The sequence below is a fragment of the Bradyrhizobium sp. CCBAU 53340 genome, assembly GCF_015291645.1.
GTDB lineage: Bacteria > Pseudomonadota > Alphaproteobacteria > Rhizobiales > Xanthobacteraceae > Bradyrhizobium.
The window spans coordinates 5,510,457-5,534,086 of sequence record NZ_CP030055.1 but is presented as its reverse complement, the minus strand read 5'-3'; the positions used below and the strand labels follow the sequence as shown (position 1 = coordinate 5,534,086).

Here is a 23,630-nt window from a genome sequence, read left to right as displayed (position 1 = left end):
GAGAGCAAGCAGGCGAGGGCCCCTCAGGCCTTGGTAAGTCAGGCCTTGGTAAATCAGGCCTTGGTAAATCAGGCCTTGGCAAAACCGGCCGCCCGCATGGCCTGACCCATCTGGCGATCCGCCTGGTCCATGAAGGTCTCGAACTGGCTGGCATCGCGCCACACGGTGCCAAGACCGCGTCCGGTCATGAAGTCCTTGAAGGCGGGGGAATCGTACACCGTCTTCAGGGCCGCGGTCAGCCGGGCGGCGATCTGCGGAGCGAGGCCCCTGGGGGCGCCGATGCCGCGCCATGAGCTGGTGGAATAATCGACGCCCAGCGTCTCCTTCAGCGTCGGGACATCAGGGAAAACCGGATTGCGCGTTTGCGCCATGATCGCAAGGCTGCGCGCCTGGCCGGCTTCGATGGTGGCGCGCGCCTCCGGCACCGAGCAGGTGGTGAGATCGAGACTGCCGGCGACGAGATCCTGCATGGCCGGTGCTGCGCCATTCGATGCCGACCATGCCACCTGGTTTGCCGGCAATCCCATCGCCCGCATCCAGCCCACGAGGGCGAGATGCCAGATGCCGCCTTGTCCCGTGCCCGAGGCCTTGAAGCGCCCCGGGGGGGCCAGCTTGATGGCATCCATCAGCTCCTTCGCCGTCTTGTACGACGAGGATGTGGAAACCTGAACGCCCGGCGGGTCTTCGTTCATCAGCGCCAGCGGCGTGAAGCTTCGCGGCGTCAGCTGCGTCAGGGCCTGCCAATGCAGCATCGCGATTTCGACCGTCAGCATGCCGATGGTATAGCCATCCGGTGGTGCGGCTGCGATCTCGGCGTGGCCGACAGCGCCGGAGCCGCCGGTGCGATTGACGACGTTGAACGGCTGGCCGAGCTCCTTCTCCAGCAGCGTCGCGACGATGCGCGCAGTCGCATCCGAGCCGCCACCTGCACCCCAGGGCACGATCACCGTCACCGGCCGCGCCGGATAGGCTTGGCCGCGTGCTGGGGAGAGGAGAGCGGATGTGGCGGCAGCCACAGAAGAGGCCGCGAAAGCGCGGCGCGAAATTGCTGACATTAATGTTCCCGGCGGCGCCCTCGGGAATCGGGCTGATTATGAGGCTGCATGTTACGCGGCTTTGCGTATGTCGCAAGCGGCCGCCTCGCGGCGCCGAGAGCCGCCTCTTATTGTGGCTCTTCCGCATCGCCCTTTGGCCGCGTCCCGCCGAAGATTCGCGCGCCCTCCGGCGTCAGATAGGGCTTCAGCGTCTCCCACGGAACGTACGCGACATATTGGCCCTCGGCGTAAGGGCCGACCGCATAGGGCGGGTAGTGGAAGGTGAGACCGGAGCTCCTGCCTGTTTCGGTCGAGGGCGCAAGCGTCACGGCGCCGATCTTGAGCAGGCTCGGCGTGAGGCCCTTGAACCATTCCTCGGTCGCGGTCTCGCTGCTGTCGCGCTTCTTTTTCTCGACCTTGAGCGAGGCGATGATGGCCTTCACCATCGCTTTCATGGTCGCGCCGTTATCGGCGGTCTCGGTGAAGAACGGGCGGATCGAAATCCGTTTGTTCTCGGACTTGTCCCACAAGATCGTGTTCACGTCCGAATTGGGATGAGCGCCATGGGTATCCATGTAGTCGTCGCGCAGGACGCTGACATAGCGATCGGCAACGACGGAGCGGATCGAGTATCTGCGCTCGAAATCCCAGCCGCCCTCCTTGAAGAATTGCGGATCCTGCTTGCGCGAGGCCGCGGCGTCGCCTGCGTTCTTGTCGAGCCACTTTTTGCCTTCGGCGAGGCAATCGGCGGCCAGTGTCGCATCGGCCTTGATCTTGTCGTCGAGAAAAACGCGCGCGTCGATGTTCTTGTTCTTGACGACGGCATCGGGCTTGGGGTCGGCAGCGAGGGAGGGGGAGGCTACGGCGATCGTCGCGACAGCAGACAGGATCGCGAGCAATCCGGCCCGCACATTTGCACGATGATATGTCACTTCAATATCCATCAACTCTGTATCCGACGGCCGTCGCGACGACCGCCGTTGCGGCGCTCGGATGTCTGCATGAACATAATGATCGCAAGATGAACCGGCGCAGAACGCGCGGTGCGAACACTGGGGCGTGAAGATTGGTCGCGGCAGCAGGCCCGCGGGTTTGATGCCGGAAGTCCGGGGGCGGCAGACTTACTCCGCTGCCTCGCTATGCCCGAGCCGGGCATTCAGCTTGCGGATCAGCTCCTCGGCCGCATCGGCGATCACGGTGCCCGGTGGGAAGATCGCTTCCGCGCCGGCGGCATAGAGTGCCTCGTAATCCTGCGGCGGCACCACGCCGCCGACGATGATCATGATGTCCTCGCGGCCCTGCTTCTTCAGTGCGGCCTTCAATTCCGGCACGGCGGTGAGATGGGCGGCGGCGAGCGAGGAGACGCCGAGAATGTGCACGTCGTTTTCGACCGCCTGCCGTGCGGCTTCGTCGGCGGTCGCAAACAGCGGCCCGATGTCGACGTCGAAGCCGATGTCGGCGAAGGCCGAGGCGATCACCTTCTGGCCGCGATCGTGGCCGTCCTGGCCGATCTTGGCGACGAGGATGCGCGGGCGGCGACCTTCCGCCTCCTCGAAGGCGTCGATCAGCGCCTGAACCTTCTCGACCTGGTTGCCCATGCTGGACGCCTCCCGCTTGTAGACGCCGGTGATCGACTTGATCTCGGCGCGGTGCCGGCCGAATACCTTTTCCATCGCGTCAGAAATCTCGCCGACGGTCGCCTTGGCGCGCGCGGCATCAATGGCAAGCGCGAGCAGGTTACCATTGCCTTCGCCGGCCGAGCGCGTGATCGCGGCGAGCGCGGCGTCGACGTCGGTCTGATTGCGTTCGGATTTCAGTCGCGTCAGCTTGTCGATCTGCAAGCGTCGGACATTGGTGTTGTCGACCTTGAGGATGTCGATCGGCGTCTCGTCTGCCGGCTTGTACTTGTTGACGCCGATCACCGCCTGCTTGCCGGCATCGATGCGGGCTTGCGTCTTGGCCGAGGCCTCCTCGATGCGCAGTTTCGGCACGCCGGCTTCGATGGCTTTCGCCATGCCGCCGAGCTCCTCGACCTCCTGGATGTGGCCCCACGCCTTCGCGGCGAGGTCACGCGTCAGGCGCTCGACATAATAGGAGCCGCCCCAGGGATCGATGATGCGGGTGGTGCCGCTCTCCTGCTGCAGGAACAGCTGGGTGTTGCGGGCGATGCGCGCCGAGAAATCGGTCGGCAATGCCAAGGCCTCGTCGAGCGCATTGGTGTGCAGCGATTGGGTATGGCCCTGCGTCGCCGCCATCGCCTCGACGGTGGTGCGCATCACGTTGTTGAAGACGTCCTGCGCGGTCAGCGACCAGCCTGACGTCTGCGAATGCGTCCGCAGCGACAGCGAGCGCGGGTCCTTCGTGTTGAAGGGTTTCAGCAGCTTCGCCCAGAGCAGCCGCGCGGCGCGCAGCTTGGCGACCTCCATGAAGAAGTTCATGCCGATCGCCCAGAAGAACGACAGGCGCGGCGCAAAGCGGTCGACGTCGAGACCGGCCGCCAAGCCTGCACGCAGATATTCGACGCCGTCGGCGAGCGTATAGGCGAGCTCGAGATCCTGCGTCGCGCCGGCCTCCTGCATGTGATAGCCGGAAATGGAAATAGAGTTGTATTTCGGCATCTTTTGCGAGGTATAGGCGAAGATGTCCGAGATGATCCGCATCGAGGGCGCGGGCGGATAGATGTAGGTGTTGCGCACCATGAACTCTTTCAGAATGTCGTTCTGAATGGTGCCCGACAGCTTTTCCGGCGGCACGCCCTGTTCCTCGGCGGCGGCGACATAGAGCGCGAGGATCGGCAGCACCGCGCCGTTCATGGTCATCGACACGCTCATCTGGTCGAGCGGAATGCCCGCAAACAGCGTGCGCATGTCGTAGATGGAATCGATGGCGACGCCGGCCATGCCGACGTCGCCGCCGACGCGCGGATGGTCTGAGTCATAGCCGCGATGGGTGGCGAGATCGAAGGCGACCGAAAGGCCCTTCTGTCCGGCCGCGAGATTGCGGCGGTAGAACGCGTTGGAATCCTCCGCCGTGGAGAAGCCGGCATATTGCCGGACCGTCCAGGGCTGGTTGACATACATGGTCGGGTAGGGGCCGCGCAGATAGGGCGCGATGCCCGGATAGGTCTCGAGGAAATCGAGCCCGGCGATATCCGCCTCGCCGTAAGCGGGCGTCACCAGGATGCCCTCAGGCGTCAGCCACGGTTCGGCGCTGCCGGATGGCGCGGCGGTGGCGGTCCGCTCGAAGGCGACATCGGCGAAATTGGGAATGCGGCTCATGGCTTCAACCATCATAAACGCTCAATCATGATCCGGATGCTGATGGCTGACGATGGTCGCCATCTTCTCCGGTCCGTAATTCTGCTGCGTGGTCTGGCTCGGCAGGTTGGAGATTCCGACCACCCAGCCGAGGCGCGATTCAGTTCCGTATTGCCGTGTCGGCACCAGCCGGTCTGGCCGGTCGAAGGTGCCGGTCATGATCTCGATGCGCGGGCCATCGATGCGCCGGAAGCTCAGCGGCGTTCCGCAGGCCGCACAAAAGTCGCGCATCGCAATCGTAGAGGATTGGAACGCAGATGGCTTGCCCTTGGTCCAGGCGAAATCCGTGCGGTTGATGTCGGCAAAGGAGGCGAACGGCGCGCCGCTCGCCTTCTGGCACATCCGGCAGTGGCAGATCGAAACCCGGTTCGGCGTGGCCGTGACGGCGAAGCGCACTGCGCCGCACTGGCAGCCGCCGGTGAGAACGGGTTTGCTGGCGTCGGTCATGCCTGTTCCATCCGCACATAAGCGTCTTGCAGCGTCGCAAGCGCATCGCCACCGGCGAAGACAAAGCCCGCAACGCCAGCGGCCTGCAGAGCCGCCTCGGCTTCCCCGGGGCGGCCTGCCAGATAGATATGTCGCGCGCCCGCGGTTTGCAGGGCCTTCGCTGCGGCTTCGGCGTGGTCCGCGTAGACCTTGTCGCTGGAACAGAGACAGACGAGCGGGGCGCCGGAGGCCTTGAAGGCGGCCACCAGCTTGGCGGGATCGGCAAAACCATCGCTATCGAGGGCCTGGATGCCGCCGGCCTCGAAGAAGCTCTTGGCGAAGGTCGCGCGCGCCGTGAAATCGGCGGGGGTGCCAAGATTGGCCAGGAACACGCTTGGCCGTTTGCCACGCGCCTTCAACGCGGCGTCGGATTTGTCGCGCAGCGCCTCGAATGGCTGCGCAAGGCGGATCGGCGGCAGTGGATCGAACTTGTACTTCTGCTCGCCATAAGGTGCCAGCGCGATCGGCGTCGCCTTCAGCACCGCCGTCTCGCTCTCGTGCAGGTTTGGAAATTCGCTGGCGCCCGTCAGTACGTCGCGGCGCTTGGCGATGTTGGCATCGCGTGCCTTTCGCGCCGCCGCGACCTTGCTCTGGAACAGCCCCTGCTGAAGCGCAGCAAAGGCGCCGCCGGCTTTCTCGCTCTCCTGAAACAGCGCCCAGGCGGCCTCGCAGAGCTGCGCCGTGAGCGTCTCGATGCCGCCGGATCCGGCCGCGGGATCGCTGACCTTGGCAAGATTGCTTTCTTCCAGCAGCAGAAGTTGCGTGTTGCGTGCCACACGCCGCGCGAACGGATCAGGCAGCCCGAGCGCCAGCGTATGCGGCAGCACCGTGATCGCGTTGGCGCCGGCGAGCCCTGCCGCGAACGTCGCGATGGTCGCGCGCAGCATGTTCACATAGGGGTCGCGCTGCGTCAGCATGCGCCAGGCCGTATCGGCGGCAATGAACAGCGGCTTTGGCGTCAGGCCGCAGGCGGTCTCGACGCGCGCCCATAGCAATCGCAGCGCGCGGAACTTTGCCATGGTCAGGAATTGGTCAGCATCTGCGGCAAGCCGCGCATAGACCATGCCTTGGGCGGCTTCCAGCGGAACGCCGGCGCTTTCGATGGCGCGCAGATAAGCGACGCCGCAGGCGAGCACGAAAGCGAGCTCCTGCACCTCGGAGCCGCCGGCGTCGTGGATCACGCGCCCGTCGGCCGACGCGAACGGTCCCTTGAAACCGAGCGCGGCGAGGCCCTTGATACCGCCGGTCACCGCCGGAACGATTTCGTCCCAGCTATAAGGGCTGTGGCCCCACGCGGCACAGCCGGCCAGCGGATCGAGTCCGAAGCGGATAGCGCAGGCGGCGGGATCGAGGCCCTTGCTTTTCAAATATTCCGCTACATGGATCGCAGCCATCCGCGATTGCGGGCCGACCTGAAGCTCGAGGCCGATGCCCGCATCGAGGTGAATGTCCTTCAACACCTTCGCGACTGCGCCGGCCGTCGGTTCCAGGCCGAAACCGTGGCTGCCACTGCCGCCGGCGAATACCAGCGCAAGCCCCGTGGCCCCGTTCTCCAGATCCTGCAAGGCCTGTGCGTTCGCCACGGCCGCATCGGGATGGTCGATCCGCTGCATGATCTGCCACGGCGCCGCCGGCGCACGTCCCGCCACCGGCGCAACGCCCCTGGCGCGCGGATAGAGCGGCTCGATCTTGAGACCGTCATAGGTCTTGCCGACCAGCTTCTCGAACGGCGCGCCCTTCAGCACGCCGTCGACCAGCTTGCGCCAGTCCTCGACGGTTGCCTTGGGAAAATCGGCCGCCAGCGGCAGATCGTCAGTCACGGAGGTCATACGGCCAAAGGCTCCCGAACATCTCGATATTCGCAGGCGAATTTGCCACGCCGGACCGTCCCTGCAAACGGTCGTTTTTGGTTAACCGGTATCCGGAAGCCGCTCAATGCCTTGCGTCGAGACGCTGGCGAGGCCGTCACGCACACGATGGCCTGATATGACGCGATCGGCTGCGATTTCGGCCAGCGGTACCAGCACGAAGGCGCGCTCGAACAGCCGCGGATGCGGCAGGGTCAAATCAGGCTTCTGAAGCGACACGTCGTCATAGGCGATCATGTCGAGGTCGAGCGTGCGTGGCCCCCAACGCCGATCCTTGTCGCGCGTGCGGCCGAACTTCTGTTCGACCTTCTGCATGACGAACAAGAGCGCGTGCGGATCAAGATCGGTCTCGATCTCGACGCAGGCATTGACGAAGGGATCCTGGTCCGCATCGCCCCAGGGCGGCGTCGCGTAATCCGACGAGCGTGCGACCACCGTGGCCTGTGCCATGCCGCAGATATGGGCGATCGCCTTTTTGAATGTCGCGCGGACATCGCCGACATTGCCGCCGAGAGCGATCAGCACGCTCGCCATGTCAGGGATGCCGCGAGCGGGTCAGCATGATGCCGACATCGTCGAAGATCGCGGCGATCGGGGCGTGCGGCTTGTGCACGGTGATTTTCACGGCGCGGATGCGCGGAAAGTGCGACAGGATGGCGTCGGCGACGGCACCCGCCGCGCGCTCCAGCAGCTTGTAATTGGTGTTCTTGAACGCCGCCGTCGTGGTCGCCACCACGTCGGCATAGGAGACGGTATCGGCGAGCCGGTCGCTGCGCGAAGGCTCCGACAGATCGGTATAGAGCTCGAGGTCGATGACGAAACGCTGGCCGACTTCGGTTTCGTGATCCATCACGCCATGGCGCGCATGGATCGACAGGCCGGTCACGAAGATCGTATCGGTCATTGCTTGCTCTCGATTGCGTGTGCGACCCGCAAGGCCTGCAAGGTCTCGGCGACGTCATGGGTCCGGATGATCTTCGCGCCCTTCTGCGCGGCGATCAGATGCGCAGCGATCGAGCCGGCGAGCCGCTCTTTCGGCTCCGACGGCCACACCGAGGCGATGAAGCGTTTTCGCGAGGCACCGACCAGGATCGGCAGGCCGAACATGTCGAGCTCGTGTAAGCGCGCCAGCGCGATCATGCTCTGCTCGGCGGTCTTGCCGAACCCGATGCCGGGATCGAGCACGATCTTGCTGCGCGCGATACCGGCCTTAGCGGCGATATCGAGCGAGCGCAGGAAGAACGCCTTCATGTCAGCGACGATGTCGATGGCGGAATCGACGCTGTCGCGGTTGTGCATGACGATGACGGGGACGCCTCTCGCAGCAATCAGCGGCGCCATGTGGGCGTCGCGCTGCAATCCCCAGACGTCGTTGGCGATCGCCGCGCCCTGGTCGAGCGCGAAGGCGACGACTTCCGCCTTCATGCTGTCGATCGAAACCGGCACGGCCAGCGCCACGATGTCTGAGAGCACCGGTTTGAGCCGTGCCAGCTCGTCAGCCGCCGTGACCGGCTGGGCGCCCTTGTAGGGCCTGGTGGATTCGGCGCCGATATCGATGATGTCGACGCCATCGGCGATCATCGCCCGCGCCCGCGCCAGCGCCTGGTCCGGCGCGATGAAATCGCCGCCGTCGGAAAAGGAATCCGGCGTCACGTTGAGAACGCCCATCACCGCCGGCAACGGCCGGCCCACGAGCGTCCGCAACACATCAGGCCCGGCCGAGCCGGCCGGCGGGACGGATGGGGAGGGCGAGGCATTCATGCGGCCCGCTTTAGCGGTCGGGGAGGGGGGATTCAAGGCGGGATTGGGGGTGTATGAGCGCTGCTCTATCACCGTCACCCTGAGGTGGCCGCTTCTTCAGCGGCCCTCGAAGGGCGACGGCCCATCTCTCCGTGTTGCGGCAGCGTGGCCGTGCATCCTTCGAGGCTCCCGGCGCGATGCCTTGCATCGCGCCACTCGCGCCCCAGGATGACGGTGAAGGAAGAATGCGGGAGAGAGCTTGCCCTCAATACGTGATCTTCGGTGCCAGCTTCTTGGCCTTGGCGATAATGTCGCCGACTGACTTCTCCGACGGCAGGATGCGGACGAGCTTCTTCCGGTCGTTCGCCTCGCGCATGCTCTGCGCCAGCCTTGCCGGATTCCGATAGGCGAGCTCGCGCACCGTCGTGACGCCGGCGGCGCGGACCAGGCCGACCTTGGCCCGGCCCATGCCGGGAATCCGCATATAGTCGGAGACGTTGGCCCATTCCAGCAGCTGTTGCTCGCTGATGCCGGTCTTGGTCGAGAGCGCCTTGCGGCCCTTCGCCGTGCTTGCAGCTTCCAGCAGCGCGTCGGTGGTGCGGATGCCGTGCGCCTTCAGCTTGTTGGCGGCAAAGGCCGGCAGGCCCTCAATCTCGGAAATCGGATATGTCATGATGCTCGGTATGAATACGACAGCTCAGGCGAATTGGCTGAGGCCTGGCGTCCCTGCGATGATCTTGCCCATCTGATCCGCTCCGATTTTGTCTCGACCGAAGCGAAAAAGTTCACGAGCAATGGTCTGGATGTCGGACATGCCAAGTCCCAGGCCCATCAGGCGCGTGCCGACGGCCATCAGGCCGCCGCCCATCAGCCGTGACAGCCCTCCGCCGCTCCTGGACGCTTCGATCGCCCTTTCTGCACCCGGAATCTGGTCGATCAGGGCCTGCACGCTGTCAGACGGACCTTCGCTGCGAAGGAAACCCAGGATAATGCCGACGGTCTTTTCAGCGACAGCACTATCTATGCTGGCGTTTGTGGCCAGCCGCCCGATCAGCTCGTCCATATTGGCCCGCCCCTCAGCCGGTTTGCATGCCGGAGTATTCTTTCGAAAAACGATCTTGAGCCGGTGTGATGTGAAATACAAGCGATGAACGCACGCAACGTTCCGATTCATTCTCGAAGACGCGAAAAGTGTTGCAGCGATGCAAGGGCGGAGAACAAATCCGTGAAAAATTGCCGCGGTGCGAATGTACGCTTCCGACTTTTGGAGCATGCCGCGCGCGTCGTCTCCGACAATGTCGCAGCTCGGCGGCGCCTTGAACGGTTTCATTCGACTTGCGACATGCATTAAACTACGGAACTGGCGGGCTCGCGTTCGATACGCGAAACAAACGATAGAGAGAGTGATGACGGCGCAGGACAACAAGCTCGGCGATACCGACGACAAGATTTTCGTCGGCAAGGGAGACGAGCAGGCCTGGCTGACGCTGGCGCTCGCCAATCGCCACGGCCTCGTGACGGGAGCGACCGGAACGGGCAAGACGGTCACGCTGCAAGTGATGGCGGAAGGATTTGCGCGGGCCGGTGTTCCGGTGTTCGCCGCCGACATCAAGGGCGATCTCTCCGGCATTTCCGAGGTCGGGGAGGCAAAAGACTTCATCGTCAAGCGCGCCACCGAGATGGCACTGACGTTCCAGCCGGACCAGTTCTCGACGGTGTTCTGGGACGTGTTTGGCGAGCAGGGCCATCCGGTACGGGCTACCGTCACCGAGATGGGGCCGCTGCTGCTGGCGCGCATGCTCGATCTCAATGACGTGCAGGAGGGCGTGCTCAACGTCGCCTTCCGCGTTGCCGACGACAATGGCCTGACGTTGATCGACATGAAGGACCTGCGGGCGTTGCTCGACGCCATCGTGCCCGACAGCGGCAAGAAGGAGCCGGACGCGGAGGAGGATCCGCTCGCACCGATCCGGCAAGCGGCGCAGGGCTTCGGCAACGTCACCAAGGCCACCGTCGGCACCATCCAGCGCCAGCTCCTGGTGCTGGAGAACCAGGGCGGCGCCAAATTCTTCGGCGAGCCGGCGCTGAGCCTGAAGGACTTCATGAAGACCGACCGCGACGGCCGCGGCATGGTCAACATCCTGGTCGCCGACAAGCTGATGCAAAGCCCGCGGCTTTACGCGACATTCCTGCTGTGGATGCTGTCAGAGCTGTTCGAGGAATTGCCCGAGGCCGGCGACCTGCCCAAGCCCAAGCTGGTGTTCTTCTTCGACGAGGCGCATCTGTTGTTCAACGACGCGCCGAAGGCACTGATGGACAAGATCGAGCAGGTGGTTCGCCTGATCCGCTCCAAGGGCGTCGGCGTCTATTTCGTCACGCAGAACCCGATCGACGTGCCCGACCGCGTGCTCGGGCAGATGGGCAACCGGGTGCAGCATGCGTTACGCGCCTTCACGCCGCGCGACCAGAAGGCGGTCGCCGCCGCCGCCCAGACCTTCCGGCCCAACCCGAAGCTCGACACCGCCAAGGTGATCATGGAGCTCGGCAAGGGCGAGGCGCTGGTGTCGTTTCTGGAAGGCAACGGCACCCCGGCGATGGTCGAGCGTGTCATGATCCGCCCGCCCTCGGCGCGTATCGGGCCGATCAGCCCGGAGGAGCGCAAGGCGATCATGGATGCAAGCCCGGTCAAGGGCAAATACGACACCGCGATCGACGCCGAATCCGCCTACGAGATCCTCCAGAAGCGCATCGCCGGCACTGTTGTGACGGCCGACGGCCAGGCGGGAGCAAGCGGCGGCGGCATTCTCGGCCAGATCGGCTCGATCGTCGGCACCATCTTCGGCACCAATACCGGGCGTAACCGGCTGACGACGGGACAGCGCATCGCGCGCGACGTCACGCGCACGGTGACCAACAAGGTGGTCGGTGGCGTGGTGGCCGATCTCGGCAAATCGGTCGGCGGCCAGCTCGGCGGCTCGGTCGGCCGCGCGCTCGTCCGCGGCGCGCTTGGCGGACTGCTGCGAAGATAGGCAGCCAGCCACCAGTTGAGGCAAATTCACCCGCGAGCCTGGGGCGGGGCGGCCGAGGCCAGGACGCGATCGCTCGCAACACTACAAATTCGGGTCGGGGGGGGACTCTCCAAGCGTCCGTCGGTCTGCTACGTGCAGTTTGTTTCCGATTGGACATAATGTGACACTCTCGACTCCGTCCGCTAAACCTCGCGCATTGCGGCTTCCGTCGCTGCGCGCGCCGCTCGATCTGCTTTTCCTGCTCTGCTGCGCCGTTCTCACCGCCGATGTCCTCGGGCCGGAGATCTTCGGCCACGGCAAGACCAAGGACTACGCGCTGTGGTACTGGGCCGGACAGCAGGTGCTGCATGGCGGTCCGCTCTATCCCAGCGACATCCATCACCAGTTCGAGTTCATCTATCCGCCGCTGCCGGCGATCCTGCTGGCGATCCCGAGCTGGTTCGGCAAGATCCCGCTCTACCTCGTGCTGTCGATCCTGAACGGGGTGGCATGGTGGTACACGGGCATTCTCTCCAATGCGATGACCGGCGCGGACCGCAAGCCCGGTCCGTGGCTCGAAGCACTGCCGGCGTTCGTCACCGTGACCTTCGTGTTCGACATGTTCGATCTCGGTCAGCCGAACCTCGTCCTGCTTGCGATCATGCTCTACGGCATCTGGTGCCTTCAGCATCAGCGGTCCTGGTTCGCCGGCTTCATGTTCGCGCTCGCCACCGCCATCAAGGTGTTTCCGATCGCGGTGCTGCCTTATCTGGTCTGGCGAAGGCAATGGACGGCCGTCCTGAGCATGATCGCTTTCATCGGCATCCTGCTCTATGTCGTGCCGGCGCCGATCCGCGGCTTCGCGCGCAACGCCGCCGAGCTCAACACCTGGTACCAGGGCATGGTCGGCTCGAGCTCGGAAAAGGGGTTCGGCCAGCGCGATGAGCAGAACTGGTCGTGGGTCAACCAGTCCCTCATCGCGGTGACCCACCGGCTGGTCAGGCCGATCAACTACAATCTGGAAGATCCCAGTAAGCCGCCACGCACGATGAATGTCATCGACGTCGATTACAGGACTGCGAACTGGATCGTGCTCGCGATATCGGTCTTGCTCGGGCTCGGCTTTGTCGCTGTCATGCCGCAGGCGCGCAAGCGAACCGCGCGCTCGGACGCCGAGGAGCTCGGCATTCTGTTCTGCCTGATGACGGTGGCCTCGCCGCTGGCGCGACAATATTACTTCATGTGGCTGTTCCTGCCGATGACGGTGCTGATGCATCGTGCTGCCTTCGACATCAGGCCGAAGGTGCGGCTGGGAACCTGGCTCGCGCTCGGCGCTGCCGGCATTTTCATGCTGCTGTCGCTGCCTTGGTTTCCCAACGCCTTCCAGGCCTGGGGCAACAATCTCCTCGCCACGGCGATTCTCGCCGTTACGCTCGCCTGGCACATAAGGCATCCGCCTGACGCGGCTAGCTCCGACGCCGCGGCAGGGCTAAAACCACAGCCATCTTGAGACTCGAAAAGCGGGACATCCGACCATGGCCAACGCGCAGCTTCAATCCGTGCTCGACCACATCGACAAGGACTTTGACAACAGTCTTGAGCGTCTGTTCTCGCTGCTGCGGATCAAGTCGATCTCCGCCGATCCGGCCTTTGCCGGCGAGTGCAAGGCGGCGGCCGAGCATCTGGCCAGGGACATCGCGAGCCTCGGCGTCGCGACCGAAGTGAGACCGACTGCCGGCCATCCCGCCGTCGTCGGCAAGACCGGTGCGGGCGGACGGCCGCATGTGATCTTCTATGGCCATTACGACGTGCAGCCAGTCGATCCGCTCGACCTCTGGCATCGTCCGCCATTCGAGCCTGCCGTGACCGATCATGCCGACGGCCGCAAGATCATCGTCGCGCGTGGCGCCGAGGACGACAAGGGCCAGGTGATGACCTTTGTCGAGGCCTGCCGCGCCTGGAAGAAAGTGACGGGCTCGCTGCCGATCGACATCACCTTCCTGATCGAAGGTGAGGAGGAGGTTGGCTCCAAGAACTTCGTGCCGTTCGTCGAGGCCAACAAGGACGAGTTCAAGGCCGACTACGTGCTGGTTTGCGACACCAGCATGTGGGACCCGGAAACGCCGGCGATCACCACGGCGCTGCGCGGCCTGCTCTATGAAGAGGTGAAGATCACCGCTGCCAGCCGCGACCTTCATTCCGGCGTGTTCGGCGGCACGGCGATGAATCCGATCCGGGTGCTGACCAGGATTCTCGGCGGCCTGTTCGACGACGACAACCACATCACCATTCCCGGTTTCTATGACGGCGTGAAGGACACGCCGCCGGAAATCCTGGAGCAGTGGAAGAAGCTCAACTTCACGCCGGAATCGTTCCTCAAGCCGGTCGGGCTGTCGATTCCAGCCGGCGAGAGGGGACGCCTCATGGTCGAACAGGCCTCCACGCGTCCGACCTGCGACGTCAACGGCATCTGGGGCGGCTACATCGGCGAAGGCTCCAAGACGGTGATCCCCTCGCATGCCTCAGCCAAGGTCTCGTTCCGGCTGGTTCAGGGGCAGGATCCCCAGAAGATCCGCAAAGCCTTCCGCGACTATGTCACCGCCCGGATTCCCGGCGACTGCAAGGTCGAGTTCGGCGACCATTCCGCCGCACCGGCCGTGGCGCTCGACTGGAACATGAAGCCGCTTGCGGCGGCAAGGCAGGCGCTGACTGAGGAATGGGGCAAGGAGACCGTGCTGATGGGCTCCGGCGCCTCGATCCCGATCGTCGCCGATTTCAAGCGCGCGCTCGGCCTCGACTCGCTGCTGGTCGGTTTCGGCCTCGACGACGACAACATCCATTCGCCGAACGAGAAGTACGATCTGCGCAGCTTCCAGAAGGGTATCCGCTCCTGGGCAAGGATCCTCGCGGCGCTGGCCGAGGTGAAATAGGCCGAGCTGCGGTAGGGTGGGCAAAGGCGCAAAGCGCCGTGCCCACCACCTCTCAATGATTGCGAAAGAACGTGGGCACGCTCCACTTTGTCCACCCTACGAGACCTCCAGCCTACGAAGACTCTCTCCTCGTCATTGCGAGCGAAGCGAAGCAATCCAGAATCCCTCCGCGGGAACACTCTGGATTGCTTCGTCGCTTCAGCGCAAAATTGCTTCGCAATTTTGTCGCGAGCTCCTCGCAATGACGGCGGAGGCACGGGTGACCGCCCCAAAATAAAAACGCCGTCCGGGATTGGACGGCGTTTCATTCCAGAACATGCAGAGGTAGTTCGACGAAGATACTACCTCAAATTCGCGCAAATCTCAAGACCGATAGCCCGGCAGCTCGCGGTCGAGCTTGCGCAGCAGCGGCGGCCACACGAGGTTGGTCGCGCGCAGCTCGGCGTTGTCGCGGTTGGCGAGCAGCTCGGTGTTCTTCTCGATCGCGATCTCCTCGACCGGATAGACGGGCGTGCCCAGCGCGCGGGTGCGCACCTGCATCGAGCAGGCGCGCTCGAGGTGATACATGCGCTCGAAGGCGGAGGCGACCGAGCGACCGACGGTCAGCGTGCCGTGATTGCGCAGGAGCATGTGGTTGTGGTCGCCGAGATCCTTCTGCAGCCGCGGCCGCTCGTCGTGATCGAGCGCGATGCCTTCATAGTCGTGATAGGCGAGGTCGTGGGTGACCAGCTGGGCGGTCTGGTTGAGCGGCAGGAGGCCCTCGGCGCTGCTCGACACCGCGGTGCCGTCGAGCGTGTGGAGATGCAGGACGCAGATCGCGTCCTCGCGGACCTCGTGGATCGCCGAATGGATGGTGAAGCCGGCCGGGTTGATGCTGTACTCGCTCTCGGAGAGCTGGTTGCCGTGCAGGTCGACCTTGACCAGGCTCGAGGCGGTGATCTCGTCGAACATCAGCCCGTAGGGATTGATCAGGAAGTGATGGTCGGGGCCGGGAACGCGCGCGGAGATGTGGGTGTCGACCAGATCGTCCCAGCCGTACAGCGCGACGAGGCGATAGCAGGCGGCGAGATTGACCCGTTGCTGCCACTCGGCCTCCGTCATATCAGACGGCACTTCCTTCAGGCGGGCTTCCGCTGGCGACATGGCAAATCTCTCCGAACCTCGTTGTTGCGGGGAGGGAGCCTAGTCTTGCAAGGGGCTGGCAGCAAGGCGCGCCAAGCGCGGCAGTTCGGCGTCGCCTGCATGGAGGCGTGCTGCGAGGTTCCGGATTTCAGAACCGGCTACGCGCCGCCGGACGACGTCTCGTCTGCGCGGCCGATCGATCAAGCAGCGATCGTTACGGCGCCGGGATCGACAGCAGGCTGGAGATGCTGCGGCCCCGGATGTCGTAGACGCGCGCGAACACGACGTCGTCGCGCTTGATCTCGACCATCACGGGCGCGGTGAGACCCTTGCAGTAGAACTCGCCGAGCGTCATGGCGAAATCGGCCGCATGGGAGTCCCAGCCGATGGTGAAGTCGGGGCCGAGCGCGACCTGGGCCGGGCGCTGCGGACCACACACCGCGACCTTCCATTTGCGATTGCGCGGCGGCACTTCCTGGCGCTCGACGAGCTGCTCGCGCAGCTCGTCCGAGGCCTGCTTCAGCGCAAGGCCCCAATAATCCAGCATGAAGCGGTCGTCGGCGCCGCGCACCGTGCCGGCGATGTGATTGAAGTGGGTGTACTGATAGGGATGCAGCCGGATCATCTCGGCGAGCGGCAGCGCCAGGCCGAAGCAGAACAGTGCGAGCACGGCCGGCTGCCAGGCGCGGTGGTTGGTGCGCAGGCGTTCCATGGTCCAGGCGAAGGCAACGCCGCCGAGCACGGCCATCGGCGGGATCACGAAGACGAAGTGGCGGATGCCGTTGTAGAGCGCCGGACGCTTCACCATCGCGATCGCGAGCGGCAGCGTGGCAGCCAGCGTCAGCATCAGCATGATGGTCTTGCGGCGAGCCGGAGCCTCGCGGCGCAGCACCATGACGAGGGTGCCGACCACGGCGCCGGCCATCAGCACCAGCATCACTTCGGGCAGCTGCAGTGCGAACAGCGTCGGCAGATATGACCACGGCATGTCGGGCACGGACACGATCGCGCCGTCGAACATCTCCTTCCACGGCTTCTCGAAGAAGTGCGAGAAATAGGTCAAAGCCTCGAAGGGATTGCCGGGCTGCATGATCGACCACGGCCAGATCAGGCCCATCACGAGGTAGCCGAGCACGAGGCCGGGCAGCAGCACGTAGACGACATGGGCGAAACGCCTGATGGCCTCGCGCGCACCTTCGTTGCGCAGTTCCTCCAGGAACAGCGGGACGAAGCCGATCATCGCGTAGACCAGCGCCAATCCGCCGAGAATGCGCGAGCCGATCGAAAGGCCCGCACCCAAGCCGACGATCAGGATCGTGCGCGGTGAAGGCTGCGGATATTCCTCGGCGAGCCTGACGAGGCCGAGCATCAGGATGATCATGGCAACCGCGAAGGGCGCATCCTTCGGGTTCATGAACATGTGGCCGTAGAAGATCGGACAGAGCGCCAGCAGCAACAGCGCACCAAGACCGGCCAGCGGTCCGCCGACGCGGCGGCCGAGACGCCAGGTCACCGCAAGTCCGATCACGCCGACGATCGCGCCGACCAGGCGCCGGGTCTCGAACAATTCGAGCGGAAGAATCTTGTGCAGCAGCGCTGCGACCATGTCGAAGCCGCCGCCGTACATATAGAGGTTGGCGAAGGAGAGGGCGGATGTGTCCCGGAAGCCGGAACCGTACATGCGCAACAGCAGGTCGGCATATTCGGCATGGGTGTAGTCGTCCCAGCCGAGTCCGTAGTCGCGGAAGGTCAGGCCAGCGATGACGGCGACGGCAGCCAGCACCAGCATGGCGAGGTCGTCGCAAGTCCGTTCAACCGAGCGCCCCTGAGGCGTGTCGATCGCCGAAGTCGTGATGGATGTCATGGCTATTGGTGACCCGGAATGCCCTCTTGACCCTGCTGGTGCGCGCGAGCCTGTTCCCCGGTCTCCCTATAGCGCAGTTCCATTACCAAGTAATTGGGCATTATGGCTAAATTCCTGATGCGACGCAGCAATTTCCAACCCATGGGAGCACATGACAGCTAGCGGACCGTTGCTGAAGGGAATGTGAATAAGTCCCTGATATCCTTTCCCTTAGGAACGGGGGCGGCAATTGGTCGTTGGCGAGGAACGCAGGATGACGGTATCGTGGCGTAGCGGGTGTCGCGCATGGATGCGCGGCCGGGGGTGTGTTCGATGAGCTTGGCTGTGTTGATCGTAGGGATTTTCGCCGTCTTGGCGGGCCTCCTTGCGATCGCTTTTGGCTATTCGATCAGGGATTTCAGCCTCGGCAGCACGCTCATAACGAGTGGGACGATTGGCGTCTGCTCCGGAATGTTACTGGCTGGCCTCTATCTCGTGCTGCTCGAGCTGCGAGCCATCAGCCGCCGTCTGGCCGGGATGGCCACAGTTTCGGATGTTCGCGTCAGGCCGGTGTTGCCGTCCGGTCTTGCTGCATCAGGTGCGTTTGCGCCGGAGCCCGCTCCCGCGACGCGGGTCGATCCGCAGCCATCGCCGCCCGCGCCGCCATGGCAGGCCGAAGCGCCTGTGCGCCCGCGCGCCGAGGCTCCAGCTGAGCCGGAGGCAGCTCCGCCGCCGCCCGCCGCGCCTGAGCCGCCGCGCCGGCGCAATTTGATGTTCGCCTCGAGCTCGCGCAAGGAGCGCGAGCGCGCCGAGGCCAAGGGGACCAAGGCCGCCGAGAGCGCGCCATCGCAAGCGCACACGGAGCCCGCGGGACCGGCCGCGCCGGATGTTCCGCACGCGAGCTTCGACGACGCCTGGCCGAAACCTGACCGCGCGCGCCCGCCCGAGCCGCCCGCGGCGCGTCGTCCGTCGCCACGCCCGTCGTCGACCTTCGAGCCCGCTGTGCCGCAGCCTGCCGCATCTGCTCCGCCCGAGCCGCCACAGCCCGAGCAGCCGCCGGTGACGGTTCTGAAATCCGGCATCGTCGACGGCATGGCCTATTCGCTCTATTCCGACGGCTCGATCGAGGCGCAGATGCCGGAAGGCATGATGCGCTTTGCCTCGATCGACGAGCTGCGCGCCCATCTCGACCAGCGCGGCTGAAGACTGGCCGCGCTCAAGTAAAGTCTCCTCGCTGTTGTCGGCAGAATCAGTAATCGGCTCCTATTCGCCAGTCGTCGTATTTCGGCCAAACGTATTGTTGACAGAAATTACTTCACCGTCGCCAATGCGGCGACGGGGCAGATTGGAAAGAGGGCGCGCCCATGTCGGATGCCGGGCCTAAGAATTTCATCGAGCTGACGGCGAGCATCGTGTCGGCCTATGTCGGCAACAATCCGACGCCGGCTGCCGAGATTCCGAACCTGATCAGCCAGGTGCATAGCGCCTTGACGCGGGTGTCGTCAGGCCGTGCCGAAACCGCGCCGCTCGAGCCGGCAAAGCCGGCCGTCTCGCTGAAGAAGTCGATCGCGCCGGACTATCTGGTGTGTCTGGAGGACGGCAAGCGCTTCAAGTCGCTGAAGCGCCATCTGCGCACCCAGTACAACATGACGCCCGAGCAATATCGCGAGAAATGGGGCCTGCCTGCCGATTATCCCATGGTCGCGCCGAACTACGCGGTGGCGCGCTCGCAGCTGGCGAAGAAGATGGGCCTGGGACAGCAGCAGCGGAAGAAGGGGAAGTAGCTCCTCACGAAGCTTCCGCGAGCGCCTCTTTCGCGTCGGTCTTGATGCGCTCCACCATCGAGCGCAGGCCGTTGGAGCGCTGTGGCGTCAGATGGTCACGGAAGCCGAACTCGTTGAACACGGAAATCGCGTCGGTATCGAGGATCTCCTGCGGCGTGCGGCCGGAATAGAGCGCCAGCACGATCGCGACCAGCCCGCGCACGATATGCGCATCGCTGTCGCCACGATATTTCAGGATCGGCGCGCCATTGCTGCGTTCGACCAGCTTCTGAAGCCAGACCTGGCTGACGCAGCCGTTGACCTTGTTCTCGGCCGAATGTTCCGCCTCGGGCATCGGTTCCAGGGTACGGCCGAGCTCGATGACGTACCGGTAACGGTCGTCCCAGTCGTCCAGAAGCTCGAAATTGTCCCTGATGTCGTCGATCGAAGTCATTGATGGCCCATGGTCTCTCTTTGGGCCAATATAGGGGCGCGGCGGGTCGAAATCGATAGGGCGAAGGCCCAATCTTGGGCCTCGTCCAGATTCAATACCTGGTCCAAATCAATACTTGGCCACGACGGGACCGTTGTTGAAGCGATAATTGATGCCGAGCATCAGGAGCCGGGCATTCTGCCGAACGTCCAGCTTGGGTGGAATCGAAACTCTGGCTGCATGGCGGAGGGCCCTCGCCCTAATGCGCCGCTTCCGGCCCGTGCCATTCCAGCGCGAGGTCGTCCTGGGTCAGCGTGTCGCGCGGCGCTTCGCTTGCGGCGGCATCGCCTTCGCCGGCCATCGCAATCGAGCCGGTATGGTCGGGCGCCTTCTTGTCGCTCTTATTGCTCTTCTCGTTCTTCTCGTCGGTGATTTGGTCTTTCTTGTCGTTGATGATCTGGTAGATCTTGCGCGCGCCGTCCTGTGCCCGCTGGCCGATGATGGTCGCGGCCTGGCCGCCGACCTCGCAGGCCGCCGGCTGGCGCTTGCAGAACTGGCTCATGTCGGAGACGGCCGCGGTCGCAGCCTGCACCGCGTCGGCAGCGCCGATGTTCGGCAGCTTCCCCGATTCGGGCGTCTTGTCCCGCGGCAGGAGCACCAGCACCAGCCCGAGCCAGAATATGATGCGAAGCAAAAAGCGCATCTGATCGACCTGTACGTTAGATCCAGCTCGCGGCGACGTCCGCGCGCGTTTCGACCTAGCAACTCTCGATAAATCGCAAGTCATTGCCTTGAGCTTAATTCGCGGAAAATTTACGCAAAAATCTTCGCAGGAAGAGGTCTCGTAAATATTCGATTGATTTCGGCGGCCGTGGTTGTCCGGCCCCGCATATCCACCAATTTGAAACCATGAGCGGGACGGTGAAACCCTGTGTTCACCATCTGTGATGATGACCTCTCCAAATCGCCTAAAAATGTCCGCGATGTCGCGGTGTTCGGCGGCAGCCCGATCCGCCTTAGCACTCGTTTAAGGTCGCTCTGACACGGTGGCTCAACGATAAGGAGGCGTTCCGGCGCGTCTTCTATGGACGATTGAGCCGAAGCGCGAGACCCGTGACCGTTTTGAGTATCATCCGCGATTGTCTCGATGCACTGCTGCATCCCTCCGCGCGCTACGATGCGCTGACGCGTGCGCGGCATCGGGCCTTCATGGCGCCGCGGCTTCTCGGAAGCCTGGCCGCCTTTGCCGCATTTCCCGTCTATCTCGTGCTGCGCGGCGCGCCGAGCGCGATCGAGGTCGCGGCCTTTGCCTGGCTGATCGCGCCGATCCTGCTGTCCTGGTTCCTGTCGCGCACCGGCCGCTATGAAGGTGCCCATGTGCTGTCGTCACTGGCGCTCGCCGGCCTGATCATGGCGGTCGCCGGCACGACCGGCGGCATTGAATCGTTCGCCGCGATCTGGCTGGTCGTGGTTCCCCTGGAGGCCGCGCTGGCGGCCTCGCGCCGCGTCACGGCCTTCGCCTCGTTGCTCGCACTGTCCTGCGCCGGTCTGTTGATCCTGCTCGGCCATCTCGGTTGGCTGCCGGCTGGAGAGCTCAGCGCGACCGGGCGCGGGGTGATGATGGCGTTCGGCGTCGCCTCCGCGACGCTCTATGCCGCGGGCCTTGCCTTCGGCGCCGAGTCGCTCGCGCGCACCAGCGTCACGCTGCTGTCGCGCGAGGAGGAGCGCTACCGTCTCCTGGCGCGCAACATGAGCGACGTGATCTCGCGGCATCAGCGCAACGGCGCGGTGCAGTTCATCTCGCAGGCCGCCGAGCCCATGCTCGGCATGCCGGTCGCGCAACTGCTCGGCCACGGCCTGTTCGATCGCGTCCATGTCGCCGATCGTCCGGCCTATCTCACCGCGCTCTCCGATGCCGCGCGCGGCGAGGTGCGCAGCGTCGAATTCCGGCTGCGGCGCGAGCCCACGGGTTCCGAGCGCGGACAGGTCGATTTCATCTGGGTCGAGATGCGCTGCCGTCCGCTCGATCAGGATATGAGCCGCCAGAATCCTTACGGCGATGCCCCGCACGAGGCCGAAGTCGTCGGCGTGATGCGCGACATCACCGACCGCAAGCTGTCGGAGCAGGCGCTCGACCAGGCCAGGAGCGCAGCGGAGGCCGCCGACGCCGCCAAGACGCGCTTCCTCGCCACCATGAGCCACGAGCTGCGCACGCCGCTCAACGCCATCATCGGCTTCTCCGAGATGATCGCGCAGGAGCAGACCCTGATGCTGGCGGCTAGCCAGCGCAAGGAATATGCCGAGCTGATCAATGCGTCCGGCCAGCATCTGCTATCGGTCGTCAACGGCATCCTCGACATGTCGAAGATGGAATCGGGCAATTTCGAGATCGCCTCGGAGCCGTTCGCCCCGCGCGCCTCGCTGATGCATTGCTGCAATTTGCTGGCGCTGAAGGCGCGTGAGAACGGCATCGATCTCATCACCGACGCGCCTCAGGATCTGCCCGTCATGACCGGCGATCCCAGAGCCTTCAAGCAGATCGTGCTCAATCTCGTCGCCAACGCCATCAAGTTCACCGAGCGCGGCGGCCAGGTCACGGTGTCGGCCTCGGCATCGGCCTCGCAGCTCACGCTGCGCATCAGCGACACCGGCGTCGGCATTGCGCCCGACGATCTCAAGCGCATCGGCGCGCCGTTCTTCCAGTGCGGCAAGACCTATGAGCGCCGCCACGAAGGCACGGGCCTCGGTCTTTCGATCGTGAAGAGCCTGGTGGCGTTGCATCTCGGCGAATTGACGGTACAAAGCAAGCTTGGCGAGGGCACCGCCGTCACGGTCAAGCTGCCGCTCGTCTACACGCCGCCGCAAGCAAAGCCGGCCGAGAGCAAGATCGCGACACTCAACCCGGTGCTCCGTCAGGACGTTCAGGACCAACCCGCTCTGGTGAAGAAAAGTGCCTAAGAAGTCTGCCAACGACGAAACCGCTCCGCGCCGCCGTGGCGCCAAGGGCAGTGCCAAGGCCGCGGTCGTCGATGTCGAGACCGAGCGCAATCTCGTGATGCGCGTGCTCCTGCACAGCCCGAAGGACACGGTGGCCGGCTTCATTGCCGCCGCGGCCATCAGCGCCATAGTTGCGAACGCCCTGTTCCTCCAGACCGGCCGGCATCCGGCGCCGATGTTCGGCACCGTGATCAATCTTCCCGCGCCGTCGTCGGTGTCGTTGTCCAATCCCATGCCGCGCCCGCGCCCCGTTGGGGCCGATACGTCGCCGCTCGAACCCAAGGCAACCGAGTTTCGCGTCGAGCCGAAACCGGCCGAGAAGGCGCCGGAGAAGCCCGCCGAGACGACGGCTTCGACGTCGCGCTCCGGCGATCCCATGACCAATCTGGTGATCAAGTCCACGACACCGGCGGCGGCCCCGAATGCGATAGCCGTTGCGCGTCCGCCGGCGCCAGTCCCGGTGCAACAGAGCCCAGCGGCGCGTCGCCTCGCCGGGGTGCAGCGCGCGCTGTCCGAATATGGCTACGGCAATTTGAAGATCACGGGCACGATGAGCGGGGAGACCCAGTCGGCGATCCAGACCTTCGAACGCCAGCACAAGATGCCCGTCACCGGCCAGGTGTCGGACCGCCTGCTGCGCGAGCTTGCCGCCGCGATCGGCCATCCCGTCGAATAATCCGGCATCCGCCGTCATTGACGCCGGTCAATCCTTTAGACCGCATCTCGGCACGACAGCCCTGCAGCCGCGCGGGGACGATTTGCGTGGGATCAATGACCGCCGGAACGCGCGGAGAACATGATCAGCTATCTCATCAAGGCAGAGAGGTCGTCATGTTCAAGGTCTCGATTCTCGTCTGGATCATGCTCGGCACGGTGCTGGCTGGCGTCAGTCTCATCGTGGTGCTGATGGTACCGAGCTTCGCCGCCGACGCCATCAGGAACATCCCGTACGCGGTCGCTGTGGGATTTGCGCTCGCAATGCCACTGTCATACCTCGTCGCGCGCCAGATTGGCGGTGGGCAAGGCGTCGGCAAGGCATGACGATCCCGAGCTGACACTGGCGGCGCACGTCGCGCTGGCTTATCGTGC

22 protein-coding genes are annotated in these 23,630 nt (G+C 64.5%); 8 read left to right on the top strand and 14 right to left on the bottom strand.

Going from position 1 to position 23,630, the window contains the following annotated elements; genetic code table 11:
• Nucleotides 1-68: 68 nt before the first annotated feature.
• From XH89_RS26210 to XH89_RS26165, 10 genes are all read right to left on the bottom strand, one after another.
• A complete protein-coding gene (locus XH89_RS26210) occupies nt 69-1,055 on the bottom strand; it encodes a tripartite tricarboxylate transporter substrate binding protein (protein ID WP_194463258.1) in 987 nt (328 codons plus the stop codon).
• A gap of 107 nt (nt 1,056-1,162) precedes the next feature.
• Nucleotides 1,163-1,933: an RsiV family protein gene (locus XH89_RS26205; RefSeq protein ID WP_246767913.1), complete on the bottom strand. Its 771-nt coding sequence runs from the start codon at nt 1,931-1,933 to the stop codon at nt 1,163-1,165.
• Nucleotides 1,934-2,155: 222 nt separating this feature from the next.
• Nucleotides 2,156-4,312, bottom strand: coding sequence for a methylmalonyl-CoA mutase (gene scpA / locus XH89_RS26200; protein WP_194463256.1), 2,157 nt, complete (start codon nt 4,310-4,312; stop codon nt 2,156-2,158).
• A 21-nt stretch (nt 4,313-4,333) separates the two neighbouring features.
• Nucleotides 4,334-4,798 (bottom strand): GFA family protein, encoded by a 465-nt coding sequence (locus XH89_RS26195; RefSeq protein ID WP_194463255.1) that lies wholly within the window; start codon nt 4,796-4,798, stop codon nt 4,334-4,336.
• Nucleotides 4,795-6,666: a methylmalonyl-CoA mutase family protein gene (locus XH89_RS26190; protein WP_194463254.1), complete on the bottom strand. Its 1,872-nt coding sequence runs from the start codon at nt 6,664-6,666 to the stop codon at nt 4,795-4,797. The genes XH89_RS26195 and XH89_RS26190 overlap by 4 nt, the downstream gene beginning before the upstream one ends.
• 81 nt (nt 6,667-6,747) lie before the next feature.
• Nucleotides 6,748-7,239, bottom strand: a complete 492-nt coding sequence (gene folK, locus XH89_RS26185; RefSeq protein ID WP_194463253.1) for a 2-amino-4-hydroxy-6-hydroxymethyldihydropteridine diphosphokinase — start codon at nt 7,237-7,239, stop codon at nt 6,748-6,750.
• 1 nt (nt 7,240) lies between these two features.
• Nucleotides 7,241-7,609 (bottom strand): dihydroneopterin aldolase, encoded by a 369-nt coding sequence (folB, locus tag XH89_RS26180; RefSeq protein ID WP_027533885.1) that lies wholly within the window; start codon nt 7,607-7,609, stop codon nt 7,241-7,243.
• Nucleotides 7,606-8,466: a dihydropteroate synthase gene (folP, locus tag XH89_RS26175; protein ID WP_194463252.1), complete on the bottom strand. Its 861-nt coding sequence runs from the start codon at nt 8,464-8,466 to the stop codon at nt 7,606-7,608. Before folP ends, folB begins: the two co-directional genes overlap by 4 nt.
• A 244-nt stretch (nt 8,467-8,710) precedes the next feature.
• The gene (locus XH89_RS26170; protein ID WP_194463251.1) at nt 8,711-9,118 is read right to left on the bottom strand and encodes a DUF4332 domain-containing protein; all 408 of its coding nucleotides are present in this window, start codon (nt 9,116-9,118) and stop codon (nt 8,711-8,713) included.
• Nucleotides 9,119-9,142: 24 nt separating this feature from the next.
• The gene (locus XH89_RS26165) at nt 9,143-9,508 is read right to left on the bottom strand and encodes a DUF2267 domain-containing protein (protein ID WP_194468637.1); all 366 of its coding nucleotides are present in this window, start codon (nt 9,506-9,508) and stop codon (nt 9,143-9,145) included.
• 343 nt (nt 9,509-9,851) lie between these two features.
• On the opposite strand from XH89_RS26165, the gene XH89_RS26160 reads away from it, so the two are divergent.
• From XH89_RS26160 to XH89_RS26150, 3 genes are all read left to right on the top strand, one after another.
• Nucleotides 9,852-11,474 carry a helicase HerA-like domain-containing protein gene (locus tag XH89_RS26160; protein WP_194463250.1) on the top strand — a complete coding sequence of 541 codons (1,623 nt, stop codon included), beginning with the start codon at nt 9,852-9,854 and terminating at the stop codon, nt 11,472-11,474.
• A 160-nt stretch (nt 11,475-11,634) separates the two neighbouring features.
• Entirely contained in the window at nt 11,635-12,963 is a 1,329-nt protein-coding gene (locus XH89_RS26155; protein ID WP_194463249.1) for a glycosyltransferase family 87 protein, read from the top strand.
• A gap of 25 nt (nt 12,964-12,988) precedes the next feature.
• Complete coding sequence (locus tag XH89_RS26150) at nt 12,989-14,383, top strand: M20/M25/M40 family metallo-hydrolase (protein ID WP_194463248.1); 1,395 nt, start codon at nt 12,989-12,991, stop codon at nt 14,381-14,383.
• 363 nt (nt 14,384-14,746) lie between these two features.
• On the opposite strand, the gene XH89_RS26145 is transcribed toward XH89_RS26150, so the two are convergent.
• The gene (locus XH89_RS26145) at nt 14,747-15,526 is read right to left on the bottom strand and encodes a class II aldolase/adducin family protein (protein WP_194463247.1); all 780 of its coding nucleotides are present in this window, start codon (nt 15,524-15,526) and stop codon (nt 14,747-14,749) included.
• A gap of 193 nt (nt 15,527-15,719) precedes the next feature.
• Complete coding sequence (locus XH89_RS26140; RefSeq protein ID WP_194463246.1) at nt 15,720-17,369, bottom strand: glycosyltransferase family 39 protein; 1,650 nt, start codon at nt 17,367-17,369, stop codon at nt 15,720-15,722.
• A gap of 312 nt (nt 17,370-17,681) precedes the next feature.
• Between XH89_RS26140 and XH89_RS26135 the strand changes: the two genes are divergently transcribed.
• Together XH89_RS26135 and XH89_RS26130 are read left to right on the top strand one after the other, a co-directional pair.
• A complete protein-coding gene (locus tag XH89_RS26135) occupies nt 17,682-18,551 on the top strand; it encodes a DUF308 domain-containing protein (protein WP_194463245.1) in 870 nt (289 codons plus the stop codon).
• A 161-nt stretch (nt 18,552-18,712) separates the two neighbouring features.
• Nucleotides 18,713-19,132: a MucR family transcriptional regulator gene (locus tag XH89_RS26130; RefSeq protein ID WP_194463244.1), complete on the top strand. Its 420-nt coding sequence runs from the start codon at nt 18,713-18,715 to the stop codon at nt 19,130-19,132.
• 4 nt (nt 19,133-19,136) lie between these two features.
• On the opposite strand, the gene XH89_RS26125 is transcribed toward XH89_RS26130, so the two are convergent.
• Together XH89_RS26125 and XH89_RS26120 are read right to left on the bottom strand one after the other, a co-directional pair.
• Nucleotides 19,137-19,565 (bottom strand): SufE family protein, encoded by a 429-nt coding sequence (locus XH89_RS26125; RefSeq protein ID WP_194463243.1) that lies wholly within the window; start codon nt 19,563-19,565, stop codon nt 19,137-19,139.
• A gap of 238 nt (nt 19,566-19,803) precedes the next feature.
• Nucleotides 19,804-20,247 (bottom strand): DUF5330 domain-containing protein, encoded by a 444-nt coding sequence (locus XH89_RS26120; protein WP_194463242.1) that lies wholly within the window; start codon nt 20,245-20,247, stop codon nt 19,804-19,806.
• Nucleotides 20,248-20,657: 410 nt separating this feature from the next.
• Here XH89_RS26120 and XH89_RS26115 point away from each other — a divergent pair, with 410 nt between their 5' ends.
• The 3 genes from XH89_RS26115 to XH89_RS26105 all read left to right on the top strand — a co-directional run bounded on the left by XH89_RS26115 (nt 20,658) and on the right by XH89_RS26105 (nt 23,582).
• Nucleotides 20,658-22,502, top strand: coding sequence for a PAS domain-containing sensor histidine kinase (locus XH89_RS26115; RefSeq protein ID WP_194463241.1), 1,845 nt, complete (start codon nt 20,658-20,660; stop codon nt 22,500-22,502).
• Nucleotides 22,495-23,217 carry a peptidoglycan-binding domain-containing protein gene (locus tag XH89_RS26110; RefSeq protein WP_194463240.1) on the top strand — a complete coding sequence of 241 codons (723 nt, stop codon included), beginning with the start codon at nt 22,495-22,497 and terminating at the stop codon, nt 23,215-23,217. The genes XH89_RS26115 and XH89_RS26110 overlap by 8 nt, the downstream gene beginning before the upstream one ends.
• A gap of 155 nt (nt 23,218-23,372) precedes the next feature.
• On the top strand, nt 23,373-23,582 hold the full coding sequence (locus XH89_RS26105) for a hypothetical protein (RefSeq protein WP_194463239.1): 210 nt from the start codon (nt 23,373-23,375) through the stop codon (nt 23,580-23,582).
• The last annotated feature ends 48 nt before the right edge of the window (nt 23,583-23,630 follow it).

Coding starts and splice junctions, on each gene's coding strand:
- XH89_RS26210 (WP_194463258.1), bottom strand. CDS start 1,055: ATGTCAGCAATTTCGCGCCGCGCTTTCGCGGCCTCTTCTGTGGCTGCC.
- scpA (WP_194463256.1), bottom strand. CDS start 4,312: ATGAGCCGCATTCCCAATTTCGCCGATGTCGCCTTCGAGCGGACCGCC.
- XH89_RS26195 (WP_194463255.1), bottom strand. CDS start 4,798: ATGACCGACGCCAGCAAACCCGTTCTCACCGGCGGCTGCCAGTGCGGC.
- XH89_RS26190 (WP_194463254.1), bottom strand. CDS start 6,666: ATGACCTCCGTGACTGACGATCTGCCGCTGGCGGCCGATTTTCCCAAG.
- folK (WP_194463253.1), bottom strand. CDS start 7,239: ATGGCGAGCGTGCTGATCGCTCTCGGCGGCAATGTCGGCGATGTCCGC.
- folB (WP_027533885.1), bottom strand. CDS start 7,609: ATGACCGATACGATCTTCGTGACCGGCCTGTCGATCCATGCGCGCCAT.
- folP (WP_194463252.1), bottom strand. CDS start 8,466: ATGAATGCCTCGCCCTCCCCATCCGTCCCGCCGGCCGGCTCGGCCGGG.
- XH89_RS26170 (WP_194463251.1), bottom strand. CDS start 9,118: ATGACATATCCGATTTCCGAGATTGAGGGCCTGCCGGCCTTTGCCGCC.
- XH89_RS26165 (WP_194468637.1), bottom strand. CDS start 9,508: ATGGACGAGCTGATCGGGCGGCTGGCCACAAACGCCAGCATAGATAGT.
- XH89_RS26160 (WP_194463250.1), top strand. CDS start 9,852: ATGACGGCGCAGGACAACAAGCTCGGCGATACCGACGACAAGATTTTC.
- XH89_RS26150 (WP_194463248.1), top strand. CDS start 12,989: ATGGCCAACGCGCAGCTTCAATCCGTGCTCGACCACATCGACAAGGAC.
- XH89_RS26145 (WP_194463247.1), bottom strand. CDS start 15,526: ATGTCGCCAGCGGAAGCCCGCCTGAAGGAAGTGCCGTCTGATATGACG.
- XH89_RS26140 (WP_194463246.1), bottom strand. CDS start 17,369: ATGACATCCATCACGACTTCGGCGATCGACACGCCTCAGGGGCGCTCG.
- XH89_RS26135 (WP_194463245.1), top strand. CDS start 17,682: ATGAGCTTGGCTGTGTTGATCGTAGGGATTTTCGCCGTCTTGGCGGGC.
- XH89_RS26130 (WP_194463244.1), top strand. CDS start 18,713: ATGTCGGATGCCGGGCCTAAGAATTTCATCGAGCTGACGGCGAGCATC.
- XH89_RS26125 (WP_194463243.1), bottom strand. CDS start 19,565: ATGACTTCGATCGACGACATCAGGGACAATTTCGAGCTTCTGGACGAC.
- XH89_RS26120 (WP_194463242.1), bottom strand. CDS start 20,247: ATGCGCTTTTTGCTTCGCATCATATTCTGGCTCGGGCTGGTGCTGGTG.
- XH89_RS26105 (WP_194463239.1), top strand. CDS start 23,373: ATGTTCAAGGTCTCGATTCTCGTCTGGATCATGCTCGGCACGGTGCTG.